Annotated in this window: 24 protein-coding genes; 22 read left to right on the plus strand and 2 right to left on the minus strand. The window is 57.0% G+C overall.

Going from position 1 to position 24,712, the window contains the following annotated elements; translation table 11 throughout:
• Positions 1–103: 103 nt before the first annotated feature.
• The 22 genes from RYZ20_RS12995 (at position 104) to RYZ20_RS13100 (ending at position 20,602) form a co-directional block, all read left to right on the plus strand.
• On the plus strand, positions 104–865 hold the full coding sequence (locus tag RYZ20_RS12995; RefSeq protein WP_317674196.1) for a hypothetical protein: 762 nt from the start codon (positions 104–106) through the stop codon (positions 863–865).
• Positions 866–878: 13 nt separating this feature from the next.
• Positions 879–1,121, plus strand: a complete 243-nt coding sequence (locus tag RYZ20_RS13000) for a hypothetical protein (RefSeq protein WP_317674198.1) — start codon at positions 879–881, stop codon at positions 1,119–1,121.
• 3 nt (positions 1,122–1,124) lie between these two features.
• Positions 1,125–2,387 carry an AMP-binding enzyme gene (locus RYZ20_RS13005; RefSeq protein ID WP_317674200.1) on the plus strand — a complete coding sequence of 421 codons (1,263 nt, stop codon included), beginning with the start codon at positions 1,125–1,127 and terminating at the stop codon, positions 2,385–2,387.
• A gap of 7 nt (positions 2,388–2,394) precedes the next feature.
• Positions 2,395–3,126, plus strand: coding sequence for an SDR family NAD(P)-dependent oxidoreductase (locus RYZ20_RS13010; protein ID WP_317674202.1), 732 nt, complete (start codon positions 2,395–2,397; stop codon positions 3,124–3,126).
• A 394-nt stretch (positions 3,127–3,520) separates the two neighbouring features.
• Entirely contained in the window at positions 3,521–3,937 is a 417-nt protein-coding gene (locus RYZ20_RS13015; protein WP_317674204.1) for a sugar 3,4-ketoisomerase, read from the plus strand.
• Entirely contained in the window at positions 3,934–5,028 is a 1,095-nt protein-coding gene (locus tag RYZ20_RS13020; protein WP_317674206.1) for a DegT/DnrJ/EryC1/StrS family aminotransferase, read from the plus strand. The genes RYZ20_RS13015 and RYZ20_RS13020 overlap by 4 nt, the downstream gene beginning before the upstream one ends.
• Positions 5,029–5,069: 41 nt before the next feature.
• Positions 5,070–6,539, plus strand: a complete 1,470-nt coding sequence (locus RYZ20_RS13025; protein ID WP_317674208.1) for an O-antigen translocase — start codon at positions 5,070–5,072, stop codon at positions 6,537–6,539.
• A 185-nt stretch (positions 6,540–6,724) separates the two neighbouring features.
• Positions 6,725–7,735: a glycosyltransferase family 2 protein gene (locus RYZ20_RS13030; protein ID WP_317674210.1), complete on the plus strand. Its 1,011-nt coding sequence runs from the start codon at positions 6,725–6,727 to the stop codon at positions 7,733–7,735.
• 108 nt (positions 7,736–7,843) lie between these two features.
• A complete protein-coding gene (locus tag RYZ20_RS13035; RefSeq protein WP_317674212.1) occupies positions 7,844–9,031 on the plus strand; it encodes a glycosyltransferase family 4 protein in 1,188 nt (395 codons plus the stop codon).
• Positions 9,032–9,081: 50 nt separating this feature from the next.
• Positions 9,082–10,236, plus strand: a complete 1,155-nt coding sequence (locus RYZ20_RS13040; RefSeq protein ID WP_317674214.1) for a hypothetical protein — start codon at positions 9,082–9,084, stop codon at positions 10,234–10,236.
• Positions 10,237–10,274: 38 nt separating this feature from the next.
• Complete coding sequence (locus tag RYZ20_RS13045; protein WP_317674216.1) at positions 10,275–10,976, plus strand: hypothetical protein; 702 nt, start codon at positions 10,275–10,277, stop codon at positions 10,974–10,976.
• The gene (locus tag RYZ20_RS13050) at positions 10,973–11,596 is read left to right on the plus strand and encodes a hypothetical protein (protein WP_317674218.1); all 624 of its coding nucleotides are present in this window, start codon (positions 10,973–10,975) and stop codon (positions 11,594–11,596) included. Before RYZ20_RS13045 ends, RYZ20_RS13050 begins: the two co-directional genes overlap by 4 nt.
• Positions 11,587–12,027: a PssD/Cps14F family polysaccharide biosynthesis glycosyltransferase gene (gene pssD / locus RYZ20_RS13055; RefSeq protein WP_317674220.1), complete on the plus strand. Its 441-nt coding sequence runs from the start codon at positions 11,587–11,589 to the stop codon at positions 12,025–12,027. The genes RYZ20_RS13050 and pssD overlap by 10 nt, the downstream gene beginning before the upstream one ends.
• Before the next feature lie 129 nt (positions 12,028–12,156).
• On the plus strand, positions 12,157–12,651 hold the full coding sequence (locus RYZ20_RS13060) for a glycosyltransferase (protein WP_317674222.1): 495 nt from the start codon (positions 12,157–12,159) through the stop codon (positions 12,649–12,651).
• Positions 12,648–13,787, plus strand: a complete 1,140-nt coding sequence (locus RYZ20_RS13065) for a glycosyltransferase (protein ID WP_317674224.1) — start codon at positions 12,648–12,650, stop codon at positions 13,785–13,787. Before RYZ20_RS13060 ends, RYZ20_RS13065 begins: the two co-directional genes overlap by 4 nt.
• Positions 13,788–13,796: 9 nt before the next feature.
• On the plus strand, positions 13,797–14,972 hold the full coding sequence (locus tag RYZ20_RS13070; RefSeq protein ID WP_317674226.1) for a glycosyltransferase family 4 protein: 1,176 nt from the start codon (positions 13,797–13,799) through the stop codon (positions 14,970–14,972).
• A 91-nt stretch (positions 14,973–15,063) separates the two neighbouring features.
• Complete coding sequence (locus tag RYZ20_RS13075; protein WP_317674228.1) at positions 15,064–15,777, plus strand: glycosyltransferase family 2 protein; 714 nt, start codon at positions 15,064–15,066, stop codon at positions 15,775–15,777.
• Between the two features lie 76 nt (positions 15,778–15,853).
• Positions 15,854–16,423, plus strand: coding sequence for a dTDP-4-dehydrorhamnose 3,5-epimerase (gene rfbC, locus RYZ20_RS13080; protein WP_317674230.1), 570 nt, complete (start codon positions 15,854–15,856; stop codon positions 16,421–16,423).
• A gap of 3 nt (positions 16,424–16,426) precedes the next feature.
• Entirely contained in the window at positions 16,427–17,479 is a 1,053-nt protein-coding gene (rfbB, locus tag RYZ20_RS13085) for a dTDP-glucose 4,6-dehydratase (protein ID WP_317674232.1), read from the plus strand.
• Positions 17,476–18,345 carry a dTDP-4-dehydrorhamnose reductase gene (gene rfbD / locus RYZ20_RS13090; protein ID WP_317674235.1) on the plus strand — a complete coding sequence of 290 codons (870 nt, stop codon included), beginning with the start codon at positions 17,476–17,478 and terminating at the stop codon, positions 18,343–18,345. The genes rfbB and rfbD overlap by 4 nt, the downstream gene beginning before the upstream one ends.
• Complete coding sequence (gene rfbA, locus RYZ20_RS13095; protein ID WP_317674237.1) at positions 18,342–19,238, plus strand: glucose-1-phosphate thymidylyltransferase RfbA; 897 nt, start codon at positions 18,342–18,344, stop codon at positions 19,236–19,238. The genes rfbD and rfbA overlap by 4 nt, the downstream gene beginning before the upstream one ends.
• Positions 19,235–20,602: a phosphohexomutase domain-containing protein gene (locus RYZ20_RS13100; RefSeq protein ID WP_317674239.1), complete on the plus strand. Its 1,368-nt coding sequence runs from the start codon at positions 19,235–19,237 to the stop codon at positions 20,600–20,602. Before rfbA ends, RYZ20_RS13100 begins: the two co-directional genes overlap by 4 nt.
• A gap of 598 nt (positions 20,603–21,200) precedes the next feature.
• Here RYZ20_RS13100 and RYZ20_RS13105 read toward each other — a convergent pair.
• Both RYZ20_RS13105 and RYZ20_RS13110 read right to left on the minus strand, forming a co-directional pair.
• Positions 21,201–22,310 carry an MraY family glycosyltransferase gene (locus RYZ20_RS13105; protein ID WP_317674241.1) on the minus strand — a complete coding sequence of 370 codons (1,110 nt, stop codon included), beginning with the start codon at positions 22,308–22,310 and terminating at the stop codon, positions 21,201–21,203.
• A gap of 210 nt (positions 22,311–22,520) precedes the next feature.
• On the minus strand, positions 22,521–24,701 hold the full coding sequence (locus RYZ20_RS13110) for a polysaccharide biosynthesis tyrosine autokinase (protein WP_317674243.1): 2,181 nt from the start codon (positions 24,699–24,701) through the stop codon (positions 22,521–22,523).
• Positions 24,702–24,712 lie beyond the last annotated feature (11 nt).

Genomic DNA, 24,712 nt, shown 5'->3' on the forward strand with positions numbered 1-24,712 from the left:
ATATACGCCGCGCAACAAACGATGGCTTCACAAGTCGCTCGTCGCAGAAGCGGCCTCACGCACGGCAATGAGCGCCAAAATCGGGGCATATGGGGGGCAGACAGTGTTTAATCAGATCGATCCAGAAGCGAAAATCGGGCAAAATGTATCCTTCGGGTTTGGCGTCCGGGTCTACGGCAACGTCGAGATTGGTGACAATTGCCGCATCGGTGATTTCTGCGTCATCGGGCATCCGACCGTTCGCCCCGGATCGACCCCTCTCAAGCTGGGTGCGGCAGCGAATGTGCGGACACATACGGTGCTCTACCAAGGCTCCACGATCGGGCCCGACCTCGAGACGGGCCACCATGTTGTCATTCGCGAAGGTGCGGTCATCGGCGAAAACCTCCGCATCGGGAATTTCTCCGATATCGAAGGCGCCTGCACCATCGGCGACTTCGTGCGCATGCACAGCTACGCCCATGTCGGCCGAGGCGCGAAGATTGGCGACTTTGTCTGGCTCTTTTCGCTGACCACACTGATGAACGACCCCCTTCCGCCATCGCATCTGAGCGCGCCGGTGACGATTGGCGACATGGTTACAGTTTGCGTGAATGCTCAGCTCATGCCAGCGGTGGAGATTGGGCGGGGCGCGCTCATCTCGTCTGGCGCTGTCGCGAGCGGCGTGGTGCCCGCCGGTGCCGTCGTGACCGGCGCAGATGGCGAAATCGCCGGGCAAGTTCGTTTCCTCATGCACATGGAAAGTCGCACCCGTCACCCTTGGCACAAGCATTTTGCTGACGCCTATCCCAGCCACGCACAGGCCCGAATTGCGGCCCTTGGGGCAGAAATTGACGCTGAAGCGGCAAACACCCTCGATATCTAAAGGAACACTTCTCATGACCCGATCCGAAATCCTTCAAATAATGAACTTTGTAATGGTGAAGCGCGGGCGCGAAGAAATCTCGGCCGAGACAAAGACCACGCGCGAAGTAAACTTCCGAAGCCTTGATTTCTCAGAAGTTGCATTGCGGGTTGAGGCGAAAATCGGCAGGGAGCTCGTGTTTGACGCAGCGACAATGCGTCAGATTGAGACGGTGAAAGACGTTCTGGATTTCTTCGAATTGGTGACGAAGGGCTAAGGCATGTCATTCTTGCCGTCCAACAAGGTAATTTACGGCCAAAGTGACCATCTCTGGCCCAGCCTTGCTCAAAATGCATTGCAGCAAATCGGCGACATTGTACCCTTCCGAGGGTTGCGCGTCATTTTTGCGGTGTCAGATGAGCTAGAAGCGGTGTCTCTGGTCGCTGCCGGGATCGAGGCGGGGCTGGATTTTGGCGTCGCCGAGCGCTCCCGGTTGAATGCCGAGTTGACGGCGCGCCTGGCCGAGCAGCATGTCACCGTCTTTGACCTGCAAAGCGGCGAAGTCACCAGCGGACCGTTTGAAAATCCTGACCTGCAGCCGGGCAGAATTTCTGTGCTCACCTCCGGCACAACCGGGCTGCCCAAGCTGATTTCGCACACGGCTCAGAGCTTGAATACCTTTGACAAGGTGCAAAACCTGAAACCGTACAGTTGGTTTGTGCCTTATCAGGTTGGTTCCTACGCTTGGTACCAAATGGTGTCGCTCGGCCTTTTTGTGCCGGAGCAGCAATTGGTTCTGGGGCGCTCTGCGGATTTGATGGCAAGCTTCGAAGAGGCGCTGCGCGGTGGGCAGATCAATGCCGTGTCTTCGACCCCAACCTTCTGGCGACAGACGGCAATGTCCATTGATCCCGATGTGCTCAAAGCATCGGGCATGACCTCCATTTCCCTCGGAGGGGAAATCGTTGACCAGGCGATCCTTGATTATCTGTCGGCCATGTTCCCGGCGGCGAAGATCAAGCATATTTTCGCTTCATCGGAAACCGGTGCGGCCATCGTCGTTTCGGATGGGCGCGCGGGCTTCGATGCGCGTATCCTGAGCGAGCGCGACAACGAGAAGTCCGTGGCCGTGCGGATCGTGGAGGACAGGCTTCAGGTTCGGTCCCGGTATAGCAGTTCGGCGGCGCCAGGATCCTGGATCGACACCGGCGATCTGGTCGAGCGGGTCGGTGACCGCATCGTGTTCCGGGGTCGCGCGGACAAACAGATGATCAATGTCGGTGGGCAGAAAGCGTTCCCAGCCGAGATTGAGGAGGTTCTATTGTCTCACCCGGATGTGGCCTGGGCGCAAGTGGAAGCAAAACGGTCGCCGATCATGGGGCATCTTCCCGTCGCGAACCTTGTGCTGAAACCCGGCGTTCAGATAGCGGCAGCCGAAATCGAACTCAACCAATTCTGTGAAGCACGGCTGCCTGAGTATGCCGTGCCGCGTTTGTGGAACTTTCTCGAGTCGGTTCCAATTCGCTCAAGCCTGAAAAGTTAGGAAGACTATGCACACCACCAATCAGGGCATCATCGTATCCGGCGGGTCACGAGGTCTTGGGCTGCACCTTGTGCAGCGACTTCTTGAACAAGGCAATCGCGTTGCAACGTTCGCCCGATCCCGGACCGAAGACATGGATCGCCTCAGCGTCGCGTATCCCGAAGATTTCCATTTCAGCGAAGTGGATGCGACCGACGTAGACGGGATTACAAAGTTCTTTGCGGCCGTGTCTGACAAGTTCGGGCGGATCCACAGCGTCGTGAACAATGCGGCGATTGGTCAGGATCAACTGCTCATGCATACGGATGTGGAGACCGTCAAAAGCATCGTTGATATCAACATCGTCGGGCCCACGATTTTGACGAGGGCCGCGGTCAAGCACATGATGCTGGAAGGTGGCGGCAACATAGTGAGCATTTCCTCGATCTGTGGATCGCGCGGCTATGCGGGCCTGACGGTGTATGCCGGGTCGAAAGGGTATCTGGATGCCATGACGCGGTCGCTGGCCCGTGAGGTTGGCGAGGCGGGAATCTTCGTCAATTGCGTGGCGCCGGGATTCTTCGAGTCCGAAATGTCATCGGTTTTGCGCCCCGAACAGCTTGCAACGATCAAGCGCCGGACGCCGTCGGGCGCCCTGTCAAACGATGAGAACATCTTCAAGGTCGTCGATCTGGTCGTGTCCGGCACCACCAACATGCAAGGCCAAGTGGTCTTCGTGGATGGCGGCATAACAAGCTAGAATGCAGACCCCTTGGGGCGAAATCCAGGTTGGTCTTGGGGCTGACATTCGCGCTTACGACGAGACCGGGAGGTGCTTTTCGTTCTGGCCGATCGAAGACAAAGGCTGGCGATACGCCCTGGACGTCGAAGCTCGGGAGCCGGATGCGTGTGGTTTCGTGAGTTCCGCCCTGGGCGCTGGGGGTCTTGCATCCTGGGTGGACGTCGAAGTTGTTGCGAAGCTGAGCAACACACCCGCGCATCTTGTTTTCCGTCAATTCATGGCGGGGCAGCGGGGCTCGATCCTGAAATCTCTTCAAATAGAAGTGCTCCGGTCGGATACAGATCGCCATTGGATTGCCATTGGCCGTTCCCGCGCTCCGGACTGCAAAACTTAGAGCTTGGGTGAACTAGACATGACAGCTGCGAACGTGCGCATTATCGATTTACCGCAAATCCACGACCCCCGCGGGGACCTGACCTTTGTAGAAGGCGGCAACCACGTGCCCTTTGATATTGCGCGGGTCTACTACCTTTACAATGTTCCGGTGGATTCTGAGCGGGGCGGACACGCCCATAAAGACTTGGAGCAGGTGATTTTTGCACTATCTGGAAGCTTCCGCATGAAGATCGACGACGGAAAGACCAAGTCTGAATACTGGCTGCGCGATCCCCGTAAGGGGCTCTATATCAGGCGCATGATCTGGCGTGAAATGGACGCCTTCAGCCAGGGCGCTGTCTGCATGGTTCTGGCCTCTCATCGGTATGATGAGGCGGACTACTACCGCGATTACGACGAATTCCTGACCGCTGTGCGAGGAGCAAGCACGTGATCCCGTTTCTTGACCTTGGTGCCGCCTACCGCGAACTGAAGCCCGAGATCGAGGCGGCCGTCGCGCGTGTGCTTGAGAGCGGATGGTACATTCTTGGCCCCGAAGTTGAGGCATTCGAGGCCGAGTGGGCGGCTTATTGCGGGGCAAGGCACTCGGTCGGATTGGCCAACGGTCTCGACGCGTTGACGTTGTCCTTGCGCGCCTTGGATATCGGGCCTGGCGACGAGGTGATTGTACCCTCGAATACCTATATCGCCACCTGGCTTGCGGTATCGAGTGTCGGCGCAACCCCCATCCCGGTGGAGCCCGACCCCACCACGCACAATATCGACACCACCTTGATCGAAGCGGCGATCACGCCCCGGACCCGCGCAATCCTGCCTGTGCATCTTTACGGCCAACCTGCCGATCTGGACCCTATCCTCGAAATTGCGCGGCGGCATGGGTTACGGGTGATTGAAGACGCCGCTCAGGCCCATGGTGCGCGCTACAAGGGGCAGCGCATCGGGGCGCATGGGGATGTCGTGTGCTGGAGTTTCTACCCCGGAAAGAACCTTGGTGCGCTTGGCGATGCCGGGGCGATCACCACCAATGATGCGAGCCTTGCGGAGCGTATCGCGTTGCTGCGCAACTACGGATCAAAGCAGAAATATGTGAACGAGGAAGCCGGCGTGAACTCGCGCCTCGACCCGATCCAGGCCGCTGTCCTTCGGGTCAAACTCACGGCCCTGGACGAATGGACCGAGCGCCGTCGTGTCCTGGCCGCTGCCTATGACGAAGGGTTAAAGGGCACCGGCATGATCCTGCCCAATGTCCCGGACTGGGCAGAGCCAGTCTGGCACCTGTATGTCGTGCGCACAGCCGAGCGGGAGGCGCTTCAGGCCAAGCTGACCGAGGCGGGGATTGGCACACTTATCCATTACCCCATCCCGCCGCATATGCAGGCGGCCTATGCCGGGCTGGAAATTGCACCCGGTGCTCTTCCTATGGCCCGCGACATGGCCGGAGAGGTTCTGAGCCTGCCGATCGGACCGCATCTCGACATCGAAGCGTTGCGGCGGGTCGTCGAAACGCTTCGTGGGCACGCATGACAGGTTCAACTGAACCGGCATCACGCGGCCTTGTCCGGTCAATGCTCGTCATTGGCTCGGCCCAGGCGGTCAATATCGTGGTCTCGATCATACGGGTAAAGGTCGTGGCCTTGCTCCTCGGGCCGACCGGCATCGGCGTCATGGGTGTTTACAGCAGCTTGAAAGACATGGCGGTCCAGGCTGCAGGTTTGGGAATGGGATCAAGCGGCGTGCGCGAGATCGCCGTTGTGCGGGACGAGGAGGAACGGCTGAGCCTCATTCGGCATTTGCTTTTTGTCGCCCATCTGATCGCGGGGACACTTGCATTGATGGTGATCTGGCTGATGCGCGTGCCAATCTCGATCTGGCTCTTCGACGATGCAACGCGAGCATCAGAAGTCGCATTGGTCGGATTGGTCGTCCTGCTGGGCCTGCTCGCCACGTCACAACTGGCCCTGCTTCAGGGATTGCGACGCATCGACGAACTTGGCAAGGTCACTGTCACCGCCGTTCTGGCCTCCACCGCCACCGGCCTTCTCATGGTCTGGTGGCTGGACGAAGCAGGTCTGATCTGGCTGCTGATGTTCCAGCCACTCGCAACCGTTACCGTTGCCGCCTATTTTACCCGCCGCCTGCCCAAACGTCAGCTCAACCATTGGACGCCGTTGGAGATGTGGCATGCATGGACGCCCATGGCGAAACTCGGCCTGTCCTTCATGCTGGGGGGACTGGCGACCACCGGAACAGTGCTCATCGTGCGGGGCACCATCACGCAAGAGCTCGGACTGGAAGCCACAGGACATTTCACGGCGGCATGGGCTATCACGATTACCTATGTCGGGTTCTTGTTGAGCGCCATGAGCGCGGATTATTATCCGCGCCTGACAGAGGTCATCCAGAACCGGCCGGCGGCCATCCGGCTGATCAACGACCAGTCGCAGCTCGGCCTCGCGATTGGCGGGCCCATCCTTTTGCTTCTGATCGGGTGGTCGCATTGGGTCATCGTGCTTCTTTATACCGAAGAATTCACGCCGGCAGTCACGTTGTTGCAATGGCAACTCGTTGGCAATGTTTTCAAACTGGCCAGTTGGCCGCTAAGTTACTCTATTGTGGCGGCTGGTCGCGCCAAGACATTCTTTTTCCTCGAGGTCGTGTTTAACGTCGTGTTCATCGCCTTGGTTTTCCTGTTTCTGCCGAGCTTTGGTTTGCAGATCACGGGCATTGCCTTCCTGGTTGCTTATATCGTCTATTTTGTTTGCGCGTGGCTGCTTGCGCGCAACCTGCATGCATTCACCTGGGATCCTGTTTCGAGGCTTGTGCTGGGGGTGCATGCTGTTCTGGCGTTTGCCTTGCTGCTGGTTGCATTCACATTCCCGATCGCTACAGCGCTGGTGGCGCCTGTTTTGGCCGTGTCCACGGGATTGTTTGGCCTGCGCCTTGTTCTGATCAAGATCGGTCCCGAAGGGCGTCTGTCCCAACGCCTCACACGGGCCTACGCCTTTATAGGTTGGCCGATAAATGGGACCTCGTAGGATACTCAGGCTCCGTTGCTCCGAACGCGAAAGACAGGTGACCGGCGACAGGACAGATGGATTGCGATTGCTAAGGTTTCGCGGCCGGACGTCTGCGCCATTGGGCAAAGCGCTCCAGGGCCGTGGGGACAGGACAGCGAAGCCAAACCCAAGAGCCGCACGATGATGCAGCGAGACACGCAAGAATGACCGACGATAGCAAACAACCCTTGGTGACGCTGGCGATCTTCACTTTCAACCAGAGAACCACAATCCTCGATGCCGTGGCGTCGGCCGTGTCTCAAACCTACGCGAACCTCGAGATCATCGTGTCTGATGACTGCTCCAGTGACGACACTTTCGAAATCTGCCGAGATTATCTGGCCAACCATCCGACAGAAAGACACGTTCGGCTCCGGCGGACCGCTCGCAACAACGGAACGTATTCACACGTGCTCGAGGTTGCCCATGAAGCGCGAGGGGAGCTTTTTATTGTTCAGGCTGGGGATGATCTATCGAAATCGAACAGGGTGGCGGAAATCGTTGAAGAGTGGGCACGAAAACGGTTTTGCGCCCTGTTTTCCGACTACGATATTATCGACAACGACGGAAACCTGGTCCGAACAGATGTGTCTCATGAAATCTCGGCGCGGGTACAAAACATTTTTGAGACTTACAAACCGGCCCAACGCAGCGCTGGACACGTGCCAAACATTGCAGGGTGTTCCGCGGGATATGATCGGGAGTTCCTGTGCAGCCTGCCGATGCCCAAGGAGAAGATCTTTAGCGAGGATGCGTTGTTGACCTACCTTATCAACGCCCTTGGGCTGGAGATCCGAAAGCTGCCGAAATCCCTTTTGCTCTACCGAGAAAGCAAAAATAGCATCACGGGTGCGAAGGGCGCAAAAACACACTCGATGCTTGCGCAGTCCGAGCATCGTCTCTGCGCTTTTGCCAAGTCAAACCATGCGATGTACTTGTATCTGCTCGATGTGATTGAAGATCAGGTCCATCCCGGACTCGAGGCGCTGAAAGCCAAATTCGTCGATCTTGCTCAATATAGCGCCTATGTCGCGGAATTTTGGGAAATGGGCCCTATCAGGCGAATTATGCTGGCCGTCGGCAAGCCCGTCCGAGACAGGGTGGTTTTCCTTTTGCCTCGGATGCTCGGCTTCAATGCATTCCTGATGGCGAAGAAGTTTGCCAGCAGCCGGTAATTCAAAAGACTCTGGTGGCGCTCCGATTGGCGCACCGACGGTCAAACGCCCTAGTGAAACAAATGCCTTCCGAAATCACCGGGCACAGGATAGCAGGAATACACATCGATGAACTCGTCTGAACAGACTGAAACGACACAAGTAGTCATGGTCTACCAAACCAACCCGTTCCGCGACAGCGGCGGCGGCGGCATCAGGTATCTGCAAAATCTCGTTGGTGGCATGAGCGAATACGACGCCGATATTCTATTTATCGGTGCAGGCCGCGAGGCAGAATCGCAGGGCAGGGTTCAATTTGTTCCGGTCTGCGGAGCTGGCCGTTCATTCCCGGTCTTCTTCTTGGGCCTGTTTATTTACTGCCTGAGAAACACATTTCCACCGAATACCGTCGTCCACGTCCACCGGCTGTATTTCGCGCTGCCGTTCCTGTGGTTTGCGCGCAAGACAAAGATCATTTGCTCCTTGCATGGCTGGACGTTCTGGGTCTTTAGAAAACGCTTTGGAACACTGGCGCACGGACTATTGCAGCCAATCGTCCGAGCAACCGAGGCGTATGTTCTGCGGCGATTGGATTATTTCGTGCCCGTCAGCCAAGATACGCTCAACTTCATGAACCGTTTTCACCGCCGCACCCTGGAACAGATGGCGGATCGCGTGGACGTCATTCCATCTATGATCGACCTGTCCCGGTTTAAGCCCGAGGTGTCGGACTATCTGCAGGCCCGCCACGGTGGGCGGCGGGACTATGTGACCTTCATCGGGCGCCTTGCACCGCAAAAGAATGTGGGGCTGTTGCTGGAAGCTTGGCGCAATATCATGTCTGATGAAGGGTCACGGCCGAACACCGTTCTGGTCCTGGTGGGACACGGCGAATTGGAGCAGGAGATGAAGGCCAAAGCCGAAGAGATGGGGCTTATGGACAGTGTCATCTTCCACGGCCTCGAAGCGGGCGAAAACATCCCGAAGGTGCTCAACGCGTCCAAGGGCATGATCCTGCCAGCCGTGTTCGAAGCGTCTCCCACCGTCGTGAAGGAAAGCCTAGCCTGTGGCGTTCCGGTGGTGACCACCAATGTTGGAGACGTTGAGGAATTGATTGTCGACGGAAAAAACGGAAAAATCGTTGGAGCGGGGGTGGATGCTCTCGCAGAAGGCATCCGATGGCTGCTTGAAACACCAACGAAAAAAGCCGACGTTCTTAGCGTCTCCAAGGCCGAACTCGAACGCCACAGCGTCGCGTCGGTTTGCGCGGCCTACAACAGGTTGTATGATCAACTCTCCACCAGCACAGAACGCTGACCAACAGCGCACGATAGGCGGATAAGCAAGAAAGCTGGGCCATGTTACGAATGACAGCAAGCTTCGTTCTGATCGCGTTAGGAACTGCGCCGCTCCCGCTCTTACGTGACCTGGGGGCGGCGGGTCTGTTTTTGCAGACGATGGCGGCCTTTGCCGGCTTGCTGCTTGTTAGAAAGTTCGCAATCACGGCCAATGGACTGCTACTAATACTGGGCACGCTGGTTGTAATTTTGATCAGTAGCATGCATGAAGGGAGCAGTATCGCCAGCGGTCAGGCATTCTTCCTCATGGTTGTTGCGGTGGCGGCCTCCTTCCGGTCGAGTGTGAGCGACGGTATCATATTCCAGAATCGCTATGTTCTGTTGCTGTTTGGAATCCTTCTCGCCATTTTGCTATATGGCTATTCGACCGCCATTGTCACCTTTCAGGGACGTCTGAAAATTCTCAGTTCCGCGACCACATCGGCGATGTTGTCTTCACTGCTGGTTGTGTTGGGAGCTTACCTTCTTTTTCTGCATCATGGGGAAAATAGGACTCTCTCCAAAATCGCGGGCGCAACGTTCGTCTCTTTTGGCTTGATCTTTATACTGGTCATTCAGTCGCGCGGCGCCTTGATCAGCATGTGGTTCTTTTGCCTCTACTTGATGTTTGCATACAGAAAGAACTCCACGCGAAAATTTGTTTTTGCAGTTGTAGGCTCGATAACCGGGTCGGTCGCGGTCATTCTGTACTTCGGAGAGAACCTCATCAATCGTTTTCTGCCGCAAGATGGCCTTAATCTTTTACATTTCCTGAGCGGTCGAGGGGAAAGCGTCGCACAACTTTTGGATTCATTGGAAAGCCTGTCGGTTTTTGAATTATTTTTGGGTACAGGGTATGGCTCTACGTTCGCATATATGTCGCAAATCGATCTGGAGGTCCCGCACAATGACCTTCTGGTTTACTTTTTTGACGGCGGCATGATCGGCGCGCTTCTGTATCTGTTCCTTCTGTATCGGCTGCGCATGTTTGGAGTTTTTGGGATTGTGCCGCTGTTTTTTCTGCTGAATGGGTTGCACACCAATATGCATTTGTGGCCGAACTTGCTACCGGCAACGATTGTGCTTTCCGAGTACCTTGAAAAGGAACGGACTAGGTGGCGAGACAAGATCGTGCAAAGACGACACTCAAGCGCCCAGAGGGCTCTGACGCCTGAGGTTACGTGAAGCAACAAACCCCGACACGCGGATTCCCATATATATCGATGTCCGGTGTCGTGCGTTTGGACGCGCAAGGCACGGCAAACAGAATGAAGCACGATATGGCTAGAAAGAAATACCAGAACGGCAATACTCTGAGAAACCATCCGATGGTTACAGTGCTATCGTATTTCATCTTTCAGGGTATGCGCTACATGACGTCCGGCGAGCGTTGGTTCAAGATCAGCCTTACCTTGATTGCGACGCTGCTTCTCAAGCTTGCTGGCCTGCATATCCTTCTCGCGCTTATTGTCGGACACGCGCTCAATTTCGTAACCAATGGGCAGCTTCCCGTAATGATGCGTTACGTGGTCTCCGATGTCGGGCTCACCCGCGAAAAGGTGCGCATCGCCCTGACCAAGATGCAAACCACGGCGCCGCGCTTTGGCATAATTGACATCCTCATATACGGCAGCTTCAGCCGACACGTGATGAAATCAACTTCGGATCTTGATTTGAGATTTCAACACCGGCCGGGGGTCTTGCCGTCACTTTTGGCATACTGCTACGCGACCTATATCCGGATATGGGCCAATCTGAATTTTATTCCGATTGACGTTTACTGCTTCACCGAAGCTGAGTTTTTGGACAGAATGCGAGAGGATGAAATTCCTGCATTGATGTTTTCATCGCAGGAAATGTGTACGAAATACCCCGACGCGCAGGATCCTATCCTCGCGCTCGAAAAGAACGCAGCGCTTCCATGAAAATTGTTCTTAGCGGACCCGACGGCAGCGGGAAGTCTTCCATCGTCAAAGCGCTTTCCGCCGAGTTGGGGGAGAGCAAACCAGTGCATGTGAGCTGGCGTCGATTTGGTTTCGTTTTGGCGCGCGCCTTCAACCTGATCGCACGGATTCTTGGGTTTAGCTATTATGAGCAGACCCCCATCGGGCCGCTTGGCTACCATGACTACAAGGCGCCTTGGTCACATTTTTACATATGTCTTGCATGGTTTGACTGCGTGGTTTTCATCTTGCCAAAGTGGTGGATCATTGATCGCGTTAAGGCCCGCGATGTCACCATCATCGACCGCTTTCTGTTCGATATTGTGGCCGATCTGGTCCTCTCGACGAAACAGACCCGATTTGTTCTGTGGCTGTTCCACCCCATTCTCAAATCGCATCAAGTTCGGAATCTGTGCGTGTTTCTGATCTGCTCTCAAGACGTCGTCGAGAAGCGAAGACCAGATATCGTTTGGGACAAGTCCTATCCGGACAAGGTGAGTATCTATACGCTGCTGCGGCGGTTCTATTCCGTGTCCGGGGTTCGCACAGATCGGATGTCGCCGGACGAAAGCGCGAAAGAGGTTCTCAAGCTGTGCGCATAATCGGCATATCTTCGGGCGGCGGTCATTTGACCGAGTTGGTCACCATCGCGCGGTTTCTGCCGACGCTGAGCGTGGTCATCACGGAAACAGGCGCGGCAGAACGCAATACTGGGAGTGATATTTCATTTGTGCCGCTCCGCGATCCACATCGGTCCGTTTTCGGGTTTCTTCGGAACCTCGGCCAAGCGTTCCGCTATGTCCGGCACCACAAGCCAGACGTGGTGATTTCGACCGGAGCAGGGATGACCGTGCCGTTCTTCCTGTTGGCGAAAATGGCTGGCGCTGTGTGCATTTACGTGGAATCAGGGGCACGTATCTCGACGCCCTCCATGACAGGCCGTATCCTTTATCCGGTCAGCTCACTTTTCATCGTGCAGAACGAAGCCTTACGGTCCTTTTATCCCAAAGCGGTTGTGGCCAGCATCCTTTGACTTTGGGACGAACACATCATTTGGGCATGTGCAGGCAAACCATGTGCAGAGCGCCGTCCGCCAGCTGTGACACTGGCTCAACCTCGCCAATCGAGTTTCCTTCTTAGATCATGATTTGGACATAACTCCATGATCCTCGCGCTTTTCGGCACCAACCCGTACCCGTTCGAGCGACTGGTCGAATTCCTCGAAACGCTGGCTCGAGAAGAGGGCCACGAGATCGTGGTTCAACACGGATCGTCCCGCGCTCCTGACGGGTGCCAGTCCTTCGATTATACGTCTTATCAACGCATTCTCGATCTTATGGCGAAAGCCGACGTCGTGGTGGCGCAAGGCGGCTATGGCAGCAGCCTTGACGCATTGACCTTGGGCCGGCCGCTGGTCCTGGTGCCAAGGTTGCGGGCTATGGCGGAATCCCTTGATGATCAGGTTGAGCTGGTGCGGCACCTGACGGCCAGTGGCAGGGCGTTGAGCGCCCAGACCTATCCCGAATTTGCCGCGGCCATCGCGCAGGCCCTGTCCGCGACTGGTGGAGAGGCAGGCGACCAGGAACAGCCATTTGGCCAAGCGGTTGCACAGGCAATTCTTGACCACCTCGAGAAAAATGGAACGTTGCCAATATGAGCGATGTAATTCGCGTCTCGCATGTCATTTGGGGGTATCTCGGCGGAGGTGTCGACAGTGTTCTCGACAGTTACCTTCAGGCGGACGAATTCTTGCCAGAGCGCGTGTGTTCGCATGTGGTGATCGTGCGCCCGCCGGCTATGGGCACCCAAAAAATACCCAAGACGGGCACCTCGTTCAACATTGTTCCGCATGGAACGTCGCAGCTCTTTCGCGCCGCACGTGAGACCGCACTGCATATTCAGGATAACGGGTCGGATATCGTTTTTCTGAACGGGTTCAACGCGACCATCCTCGGCTATCTCCTGCGCTGGCTGTTGCCGCCCAACCTGCCCATCCTGTCGACCTATCACGGCACATATTTCCCCCGCACCATGGTAGAGCGCGTCAAGGCCGCTGTATTCGATCGTCTGGAAAGACGGTTTATCCAGCGTCACGCCAGTGCGGTGATTGCGGTATCACACCACAGCGCTGCGGTACTGAAGGGCAAAGGGGTTCCGGCGGAGAAATTAAGGGTCTTGCACAACGGTATCGCCCCCGGAATACCTTTGATCACACCGAAAACTCATAGTGCGGCTCGCGGCCAGCAGGATGCCGTGAAGATCATCACAGTCTCCCGCCTGAATGAGGCAAAGGGGATCGACGTACTGCTGCGCGCGTTTTCAGGCGCCGCGCAAAAGTATCCCAAGGCAGAGCTGGAGATCGTTGGAAGCGGTGAGCTGGAAGATCAGCTGAAATCCCTGGCGGTCTCCCTTGGCGTTTCGGATCGCACTCATTTCCTTGGAAACCGCAGCGATATTGCGGACCTTCTCTCCGAAGCGGACATTTTTGCCATGACATCAAGACAGGAGAACCACTCGGTCGCGATCTTGGAAGCGATGCGCGCGGGCCTGCCACTTTTGGTAACAGACGTTGGCGGCAACTCGGAATCCATTGAACACGGCCAAGAAGGGTTCTTGGTTGCAGATTTGGACAGTGCGGCGGCAGAAGAGCGCATGTCCGAATTGATAGGCTCACCTGATTTGCGTGCGCGGCTGGGACAATCTGCGCGTACACGGTTCGAAGCAAACTTTCAGTCAGGTATCATGATCGAAAACCTACACGGGATAATCTCAGAGTTCGTCGGCAAAAAGTGATCACAAAGCATGGCAAGGATTCTCATAGCCAGTTTCGGATTGACAGAGCGCAACACGCGCTTGATGCCATGGCGTACGGTGCTGGAGGTTGCGGCAGGACTGCGTTCCAAAGGGCATGAGGTCATGGTGCTGTCGATTGCGGACATCGGTAGACCTATGGGCCGCGAAGCGGAACACGGCACTATCACGATCCAACGCGAAGACATCGCAGTCATGCGGAAGACCCTGCACCGCTTGCTGGGCGATGCCGATTTCGACGCGATGTTCATTCCAGTGAGCTGGTCGCACAACCGGATGATGCGGGAATTGCTGGAGGGCATGGCCGGCATCCGGATCGCCTATCTGCCCGGAAGCGTGTTCGAACTTAGGCATCTGCTCCGCGCCATCAGGAAAATGCCGCTTGCTGGTCTGCTGCCCTATATCGCGCAAGCGTTGTTCCCCAAACGGCTCGTTCGGCGCGCACTCGACGATCTCGGCGTGCGGGCCGTCATAGCCAATTCGGACTACTCTCGTGACAAGTTGGCCCGCCAGATCACGCAGCCTGTAATAACCATTGCCCCGGGCCGCGATCCGGTGCTTGCGTCCCCTCGAGGTGAAGAACAGCACGCCCACGAGCTCCATGCCAAAGCGCCCTTCTTCCTGTTCATGGGCCCTCCTCTGCCCATTCGCGGGGCCTTCGTCCTTCTCGACGCGTATCTGAAAATCGCTGACAGCCCCGGTGTGCCTCCATTGCTGTGTTTGTTCAGGTCCGACGCGCATCTGGACATCGAAAAAATCAAGGCCGATATTGAGCGGCGCTGGTCGCACGACAAGCTGATCTTTGTGTGGTCATCTCTTGAGCCAATGGCCCTGCAAACGCATATCGACAACGCTGTGGCGATTGCGATGCCGTTTCTGGTCGTGCCGTCCGAAATTCCGCTGGCGGTCTACGAAGCAGCCGGAATGGGAAAAACTGTCATCACAACGCAACCGCACGGGACAGGCGATTTTGTGGACAAGTTCGGCGAAACGGTTCCTGTTGGAGACCCGGACAGTTTGGCCGATGCCCTGCGGCGCACGATCGAAAGCGGGCCATCCACAGTGAACGAAAAGGCCCTTGCCGCATACCAGGACCTTGAAGACTGGCAAACGACCGCGCGGCGCTGGGAGGCTCTTGCGATCGACTTGGGGATGCCGCCCAAGTGATCCTTGTCGCGTGTTTTGCAGAACGGATGGCCGACCCTATTCCATTGGTGAAAGGCGATCGGTTGCGGACTCCTTTCCATATCGAGAAAACATGAAGACCTACATTTCAATCGTATCGCATGGGCACCAGCACATGCTGATGGAAAACAGCCTATTGGCGGCGTCAGACGATTTCCGAATATTCGTCCGCGAAAACATCCCCGAGCGCGATCGCGTGGTGCCAGACGAGGTCAGCTACAGCCTCAATCTCCGCAAAGCCGGTTTCGGTAGCAACCATAACAAGACGTTCGAAACCGCGCAGCCTAATCCAGATGATTGGTTTGTCATTTGCAATCCCGACATCATCGCCACACCCGAGCAGGTTCGACAGTTGTTGACCCAGGCGGAGGCCGAAGGCGTCGAGCTTGCGGCGCCAATGCTTTGGAACAATAAAACGGACCGGTTTGACCACAATGTGCGGCCGAGGGTGCGGCTCCTTTATCTCATGCTGTCGTTTGTCGGCATGCCTGGGCCAAGCCGCTACAGCGCAGGTCAGCTTGAAAAGCTTCAAACTTCGGATTGGGCGTCCGGCGCCTTTCTGGCCATTAAAGCCGGGCTTTTCAGAAAACTCGGCGGATTCGATGACCGCTATTTCATGTATATGGAAGACGTCGACTTTTGCCGTCGCGCCGAATTACTGGGCGCCCGCGTCAGATATTTTGGTAACGTCCGAATGATCCATAATGCGGCGCGAGACAATAGAAGGCTGTTTAGTCGCAGCTTCCTCAACCACCTCCGTAGTGCGATGCGTTTTTTTTTCTTTTGATGACAAACAATACGATGAGTTTCTGCGCTACCATTTCCGGGTGCGGGCGCCTTAGGATCTGGAAAGTGAGGTTTCAATGTCCAACATCGACATAAGTCATGCCACCATTGCGGGATTGGTGCAAATCAGGCCATCTAAATTTGGTGATCACCGAGGTTTTTTTGCCGAGACATACAGCCGCCGGGTGTTTGCAGGATTGGGCGTTGATGCCGAGTTCGTCCAAGACAACCACTCTCTCTCAGCAGCGGTTGGAACGGTTCGGGGCATACATTTTCAATCACCGCCGCACGCGCAGGCCAAGTTGGTGCGCTGTGGGCGGGGGGCCATTTTTGATGTGGCCGTAGATATTCGGCGCGGCAGCCCCACATACGGGCGCTGGGCGGGATTTACCTTAAGCGCGGAAAATGGCGCGCAGCTTTATATCCCGGTGGGCTTTGCCCATGGCTTTGTCACGCTCGAGCCCGATAGCGAGATTATCTACAAATGTAGCGATTATTACGCCCCGGAAACCGAAGGCGCGCTGCGCTGGGATGACCCGGATATTGGCATCAATTGGCCCCTCACCAGCGCGCCGGTGCTGAGCGGGAAAGACGCCACAGCCCCGCTCTTGGCGGATTTTAACAGCCCATTCACCTTTGAGGGATAAAAGATGAAGCTACTGGTCACAGGAGGGGCGGGGTTTATCGGCTCGGCCGTGGTGCGGCTTGCGGTGGCGCGCGGGCATCAGGTGGTCAACCTGGATGCGCTGACCTATGCCGCCAATCTGGCCAATGTAGCGCCGGTGGCGGATAGCCCGCTCTACGCCTTTGTCCAGGCTGATATCCGCGATCGCGCGGCGCTGGATGCGGCCTTTGCCATGCACCAGCCCGATATCGTGCTGCATCTGGCCGCTGAATCCCATGTCGATCGCTCTATCGATGGGCCTGCCGATTTTATCGACACCAATATCACCGGCACGTTCAACATGCTGGAAGCCGCGCGCAAATATTGGCAGGCGGCGGGGCGGCCTGATGGCTTTCGCTTTCATCATGTCTCGACAGACGAGGTGTTTGGCTCGCTGCCCGCAGACCCAGCCGCGCAGTTCACCGAGGCCACGGCATATGACCCGCGCAGCCCCTATTCCGCCTCGAAAGCCGCGTCAGACCATCTGGTGCGCGCCTGGCACGAGACCTACGGCCTGCCCGTGGTGCTAAGCAATTGCTCCAATAATTACGGCCCCTATCACTTTCCGGAAAAGCTGATCCCGGTGGTTATTCTGAACGCGCTGGCGGGGCGGGCGCTGCCGATTTACGGCGATGGCAGCAATATCCGCGATTGGCTTTACGTCGAAGATCACGCCGATGCGCTTTTGTTGGTGGCCACCAAGGGCGCGTTGGGGCGCAGCTATAACATCGGCGGCGAGAACGAGCGCACTAACCTGCAGCTGGTGCAAACGATCTGCGCCATCCTCGACCGTTTGCGCCCGCGCAAAACCGGCGCTTATGCCGATTTGATCACCTTCGTCACCGACCGCCCCGGCCATGACGCGCGCTATGCCATCAACCCCACGCGCATTCGCCGCGAGCTGGGCTGGCGCCCCAGCGTGACGGTGGAAGAGGGGTTGGAACGCACCGTGCGCTGGTATCTGGAGAACGAGGCATGGTGGCGCCCGCTGAGGGACCGCCAAGGCGTGGGCCAGCGGCTGGGAACCGGCGCGCCATGAGCGATCTGTTGGTCTTTGGCCGCACGGGCCAGGTGGCGCGCGAGCTGCAGCATTTGGCAGCAGTTCCGGCGCTGGATCTGCTGGCCTTGGGGCGCGATGCGGCTGATCTAGCACAGCCCGGCGCCTGCGCGGCGGCCATCCACGCCCACCGCCCCCGCGCGGTGATCAATGCCGCCGCCTACACCGCCGTTGACCGCGCGGAAGAGGAAGAGCCATTGGCCACTGCCATCAATGGCGCGGCGCCGGCGGAAATGGCCCTGGCCTGTGCTGCGCTGAATATTCCCTTGGTGCATATCTCCACCGATTACGTGTTTCCCGGCACCAGCCACAGCCCTTGGGCGCCCGGTGATAGGGCCGCGCCCATCAATGCCTATGGCCGCAGCAAATGGGCGGGCGAAGAGGGCATTCGCGCCAGCGGCTGCACCCATGCCATTTTGCGCACCTCTTGGGTGTTTTCCGCCCATGGGGCGAACTTTGTCAAAACCATGCTGCGCCTGTCCGACACCCGCGACCAGATCAGCGTGGTGGATGACCAAATCGGCGGCCCCACGCCCGCCCGTGCCATTGCCGCCGCCGGCCTGAGCATCGCCCAACAGCTGCAGGATGCGCCGAAAAAAACCGGCACCTATCATTTTAGCGGCGCACCCGATGTCAGCTGGTGCGATTTTGCCCGCGCGATATTCCGCCTTACGGGCCGACCCACCCGCGTGCAGGCCATTCTCACCAGCGCCTATTCCACGCCGGCCGCCCGCCCGCTGAACAGCCGGTTAGAATGTAACACAACCACGTCCGTTTTTGGTTTGGCGCGCCCAGATTGGCACGCAGGCCTGAAGGAATGTTTAACAGAATTAGGGGTATTCACATGACAAAGCGCAAAGGCATTATTCTGGCCGGTGGCTCGGGCACGCGGCTTTACCCCATCACCATGGGGGTGTCGAAACAACTGCTGCCGATCTACGACAAGCCGATGATCTATTACCCGCTCACGGTGCTGATGCTGGCGGGCATCCGCGAGATCATGATCATCACCACACCCCACGACCAGGAGCAGTTCATCCGCACGCTGGGCGATGGCAGCCAATGGGGCATCTCGCTGCACTACAAGGTGCAGCCCAGCCCCGATGGGCTGGCGCAGGCCTTTATTCTGGCAGAAGAGTTTCTGGCCGGCAGCCCCGCGGCCATGGTTCTGGGCGATAACATCTTCTTTGGCCACGGCTTGCCGGAGCTTTTGCAGGAGGCGGGCAAAAACACCACCGGCGCCACGGTTTTTGGCTACCGCGTCTCTGACCCCGAACGATACGGCGTGGTGGATTTTGACGCAAACGGCACGGTCAAAAGCATCATCGAAAAGCCGCCCGTGCCGCCCTCGAACTATGCCGTCACGGGGCTTTATTTTGTCGACGGCACAGCGCCCGAACGCGCCCGCGCCGTGCACCCCTCTGCCCGGGGCGAGCTGGAGATCACCACGCTCTTGGAAAGCTACCTGCTCGACGGCAAGCTGAACGTGCAAAAAATGGGCCGTGGCTATGCTTGGCTCGATACCGGCACCCACGCCAGCCTGCTCGACGCCGGCAACTTCGTGCGCACGCTCACCGAACGCCAAGGCCAGCAGGTGGGATCACCCGATGAGGTGGCGTTTGAAATGGGCTGGATAGACAAAGCACAATTAGCCGATCGCGCCCAGAAGTTCGGCAAGAATGCCTATGGTGATTACTTGGGCAATCTGGCTCAAGTGAGAAAAAGTGGTGTTGCTCGATGAGTGATCTCACTTGCTTTAAAGCCTACGACATCCGTGGCCGCCTTGGCATCAATCTGGACGAAGACATCGCCTACCGCATCAGCGCAGCCTTTGCAGTGTCACTTGCGGCGAAAACGGTAGTTCTCGGACGTGATGTCCGCGCCTCATCCGAGAAACTCGCTAAAAGCGTGGCGCGGGGGCTAATTGACCAAGGGTGCGATGTCCTTGATCTGGGGCTGTCTGGTATCGAGGAGATGTATTTCGCGACGACCCATTTCGGTGCCGATGGCGGGATTTGCGTGACTGCCTCGCACAACCCGATGGATTACAATGGCATGAAGATGGTGCGTGCTGGTTCTGCTCCGCTTGATTCAGCCAGTGGCTTGGCGCTCATCAAAGAGCTCGCTGAAGCAAACACGTTCGAGCAGAGCGCCACTCTTGGAAATATTCGCGACATCGCCGACGAGGCGCGCGCCGCATACGTCGAGAGCATTTGCCGGTTTGTCGATCTTTCTGCTTTGAAGCCGCTAAAAATACTGGTGAATGCAGGGCATGGAACCGCTGGGCCGACTTTCGATGCAATCGTTGAACGACTTGCAGACCTTGGATCGCCTCTGACCTTCGAGCGCCTATTCCACGAACCGGACGGTACATTCCCGCAAGGCATTCCGAACCCGCTTCTGCCAGAAAACCGACCCGCGACCGCAGACGCGGTTTGTGCTTCAGGTGCTGATTTCGGGGTTGCATGGGACGGTGATTTCGACCGCTGTTTCTTCTTTGATCACACGGGAGCCTTCATCGACGGCGAATATGTCGTCGGTCTGCTGGCAGAGGCATTCCTCGCCAAAGATCCAGGTGCGACGATCATCCATGATCCCCGGATTATTTGGAACACGCAGGACCTTGTGGCGAAAGCTGGCGGGCAAGCCGTCCAAACCCGCACGGGTCACGCCTTCATCAAGCAAGCCATGCGTGACGAAAACGCGGTCTACGGCGGTGAGATGTCCGCGCATCACTATTTTCGCGACTTCGTCTACTGCGACAGTGGCATGATACCTTGGTTGCTCGTTGCTGAACTAGTTAGCCGGCACGGTCCTCTTGCGGATCTTGTCGCGCATCGAAAAGCGGCGTTTCCCTCCTCAGGGGAGATCAACTTCACGCTGAAAGACCCCAAGGGCGCCATCGCGAGAGTTCGATCAGAATTTGAACCCGCAGCCATCTCCATCGACGACATGGACGGCTTGGGCTTCGACATGGGCGACTGGCGCTTCAATCTGCGAAGTTCAAACACCGAACCAGTTGTGCGTCTCAACGTCGAGGCACGTGGCGACGCTGAACTCGTCGAGCAGGGCGTGGAGCGCGTGAAACGAATTCTGCTCGGGTGAGATGGCAATTCACTTCCAGCGCCATTAGAACATTTCATGAACACTACCAATCCGAGCGCTCATTGTGGAAGTACTCGCAAGTAGCACTGATCCTTTGCGTCTTTTGCGAGGTAAATGACGTGAAACCCAGCCTGCATGGCCTTTTCCGGCAACTCAAGCGGCCCTTTCCATAGATCTAGACCACCAGCGCGTTCCACCTCTCCGATCGATTTCGCCTCGTTCACGGCATCGAACCGATCGATCAGGAGGCGCTGTTTGCAATCAGGGTCCCGTCGATATCGTTTCCATTCTTCCAGGGCCCCTAATGCTGAATAGGTGAAGCCAAGGAGCACGGTTTCTGGACCGTCACCATCGACGTAGAAACGAGCCCGGCCCGCGGCCAGGCTTTCAAGGTCGACGCCGTATCGCTGGATGACGGCAGACGTAAGCTCTTCAAGGAGCGCAATTCACCCACACAATCAAATCCAGCAGTAATGCTCGAAAGCGGCAGGTCTCGATGGAGCAACTGCCTCTGTGGAGGGGCATTACTGCGAAACCATTGGCAAATAAAGTAAATGAGCAAGAGCCAAGTTGGATGCTGCACCACAGCATGATGGCACTAGAGACGATTATATCCCGAAGGTAAGCGAAACCGGCGGATCAGACTTGGTGCCGCCGCATAGCTGCCAAAAAACAACACCCCAAAGACCACGACGGCCAGAAACGCATTCTGATTTTGGTTCCACAGCAGCACACCCGCGATTGGCGGTGCGATGACGAAGGGCGACAAGACCAGTGTCGTGAGCGGGTTTGCAATTTGACGCCGATTTCGGCCGAGGATGCACATTTCCAGTGCGCGCATCACCATTTGATGCACATGCAACCGATCCGGGGCCGAAACGTCCTTGTTTCTGCGAGACCGGCGATAGATCGCCAGCACTGTATCAGCCACGGGCCAGTACAGTGTCAGCAAAATGGCCCAGGGCGAGACATCGGGCGAATTGAGAAGCACTGAAATCCCAAACCAACTCAGCACAAAGCCGATCGTGTATGCCCCGGCATCGCCGAGAAAGATCAGACCAAAGGGATAGTTCAGGAGGAAGAACCCGAAGATTCCTGCCGCAATCATCATCGAGAGGTGGACCATCGTGGCGTAGCCTGCCAGCTCTGCAATATAGCTCAGTGCAATAGCTGCTGCGATTCCCGTCATAGATGCGAGGCCATTCACCCCATCGATCAGATTGAAGCCATTTGCGATTCCTGCCGTCACCAGAAGGGTCAGCGGACCGCCGATCACCCAGTGCGCTACCAGCAGGTCAAACCCAGGGATGCCGGCGCGTGGAAGCCAAACGCCCAAAAGCCAGATCACCAGCAAGCTCGCGCCCATGGCAGCCAACATGCGCCTGCGTGGTGACATGTGGAACCCAAGGTCCTCGGCCAGCCCCACAACAAAGAGGAATGAGGTCGCAAGAACGAAATTGGCATACGGCCCAGAGATTGAAACGGGCGCAAAGATCACGCTCAGACCCAGTGCACCGAAGATTGCAACGCCCCCCACACGTGGGGTGAGCCGCGTGTGCATGGACTGAACCGCCCGCAAGTCCGCCGTACGCCCGCTGAGCCGCGGGAACCGAGAGCGCAACAAGACAACCGCAGCACAAATCACAAACGCAAGCGCGGCCAAAACAAACTCGTGCCATTCGAAATGCAACATGGCGTTGTGAACCAAGGGCGCCTCCAATCAAAGATTTGAGATGAGTCTCAGGATGATATGGACCTAGTAGGCCAATCGTCCCAATATGCGCCAGCATATCTTTTGAGTGCGAGGCACTTCCGCCCCCAAGCGTTACATTTTCATAACGTCTCAAAGGTGAACGAACCGCAAGATCTCCCCACGGGCACATGACCCATCCCGCGCTAAAACCCGCCAGTTATCCGATCACTCCTTGCTGCCTTTGTCATCGTAGGTATAGCGTTTGTTGTAGTAATAATAATAACCGCCCTTGCCCGACGCCTCGGCCTTGTAGCCGTTCAGGATCGCACCGATGAATTTACCGCCGCCCGCCTCAAATATACGGATCGCGGCCTCAAGTTCGGGCGCCGCAGTCACCTTGTGACGCGCCGCAATCATCGTCGCGCCAACGTATTTTGACAAAATGACAGGGTCGGTCACGGCCAAAATCGGCGGCGCATCCACGATGACGAAATCAAACTGTTCCGAGAGTTGCTTGATCACCTGCTCAAACTTGGGCCGCATCAGCAATTCCGACGGGTTTGGCGGATAGTGCCCCGAGGTGACGTAAAACAGGTTCTCAATCGGACCTTTGCGGATCACATCTTCCAGCTTCACATCGTCGGCCAGAACTTCTGACAGGCCATCCGTATCTCGCGGACAGTTGAAATACTTGCGCAAAACGCCGCGCCGCAGGTCTGCGTCAATCACCACGACCCGGGTGCCAGCCTGTGCCATCACCGCAGCAAGGTTGACAGAGATGAACGACTTGCCAACACCAGGCGCAGGCGAGGTAATCGCCAGCGACTGCGACTTTGCGTCAATCATCCCGAAGTGCATCGAGGTCCGCAGCGACCGCAATGCCTCAACCGAAAGGTCAGTGGGTCGATCAACCGCCAGAATGGACATGGTTTTATTCTTGTTCGAAGACTGGTCGGCCAGTTTCGAGAACCCAACAGAGGCAAACACCGAAAGCCCCAGGTTTTCGAGATCCTCCACCCCATCCACCGTCCGGCGCAGCATTCGCGGCACGAGGATCGCGCCAACACCCGTGATCAGGCCCAAAACCGCGGCCAGCATGACGATGATTTTGGTGCGCGGCGCGACCGCAAAACGCTCGGTCAGCGCGTTATCAATCACACGGATATTCCCGATGGTGGAGGCCCGAACAACCTGCAATTCCTGACGACGTTGCAACAGTGACTGATAAATTTCCTGCGCAACCTGCAAATCACGGTTGAGATTGAACACCTCCAACTGCTGCTCGGGCAAGCCTTGGGTTTCCTCACGAATAGCCGCCAGACGCTCCTCAAGGATCACGCGGTTCTCTTCCAGACGCTTGTAGCTCGGGTGGTTCGGGGTCACATCCAATGCCAGTTCCGCTTGCTGCATCTTCAGATCGTTCAGCTGGGTTTCAATCTCTGCCGCACTCGACAGAACTTGCTGGGTTTCAAAGGTCAAATCGACCGAAGACACAGACCGCTGGTAGGAATTGAGCGCCAATTGAGCCGCTTGAACCTGCGCCTCTGCATCAGGCAGGCGCTCCTGAATGAACTGAAGGCTCTTTTCAGCAGACGCGGCACCGCGCTGAATGTTTTGGCGCACATAGGCCGCCATCACGGCATCCAACACGCCCGAGGCCATTGCACGGTCGGGGTGGCGATACGTCAGACGCAGGATCGACGACTGACGGCCAACCTCGGCAACGCCCAAATCTTTTGACAATTCTGTGGCAATCAGCACCGGATCGCGGCTCGACACAATGTATTCGCGCCCCACCGGACCCGTCAGCGCATCCACACGCAAAGCAAAGTCATCGCCGCCCGCAACAGGCGTGCCGACCTGACCCGAAAGGCTGGATCCATCCGGCAATTCTACGTCAAACGATCTCTCATCGGTTTTGACGACAACGATCTCTTCGCCGATCCATTCAGACCGAACCCGCAACACCCCGACTTCAATGGTTTCAGATTGCCACGAATAGGCCTTGAGCCACGAGGTGCCGAAATGCGGAACACCAAGATGGCGGAAGATATTCCCCAAAAAAGGCAGCGCGCGCGGAGCCGCATCGATGTGAAGCCCCAAGGCATTCACCGCGTCGCTCGCCACGCTACGGGATTTCAGGATCTCGATCTCGGTCGCCGCACGACCACCAGAGCCGCTGCCCATCAATGACTGCAACTCTGCCGGCAGATCCCCTCCGCTCGACCGTTCCTCTAGCTGAACGAGAGCTGTGGATTGGAAAATTGGCGTCTGGGATTTTGCGTATAAAAACCCGATGATTACGAAACCGACCATAAAAGCCGCGATGAACAGCTTGCGCGCCCAAAGCACGTGGAAAATTTCAGCCAGGTCGATCTCGTCGTCATAGTCTTTTTTGTTAGACACGTAACGGCCTC

Source organism: Pseudothioclava alba (assembly GCF_033100795.1).
Taxonomy (GTDB): Bacteria; Pseudomonadota; Alphaproteobacteria; order Rhodobacterales; family Rhodobacteraceae; genus Pseudothioclava.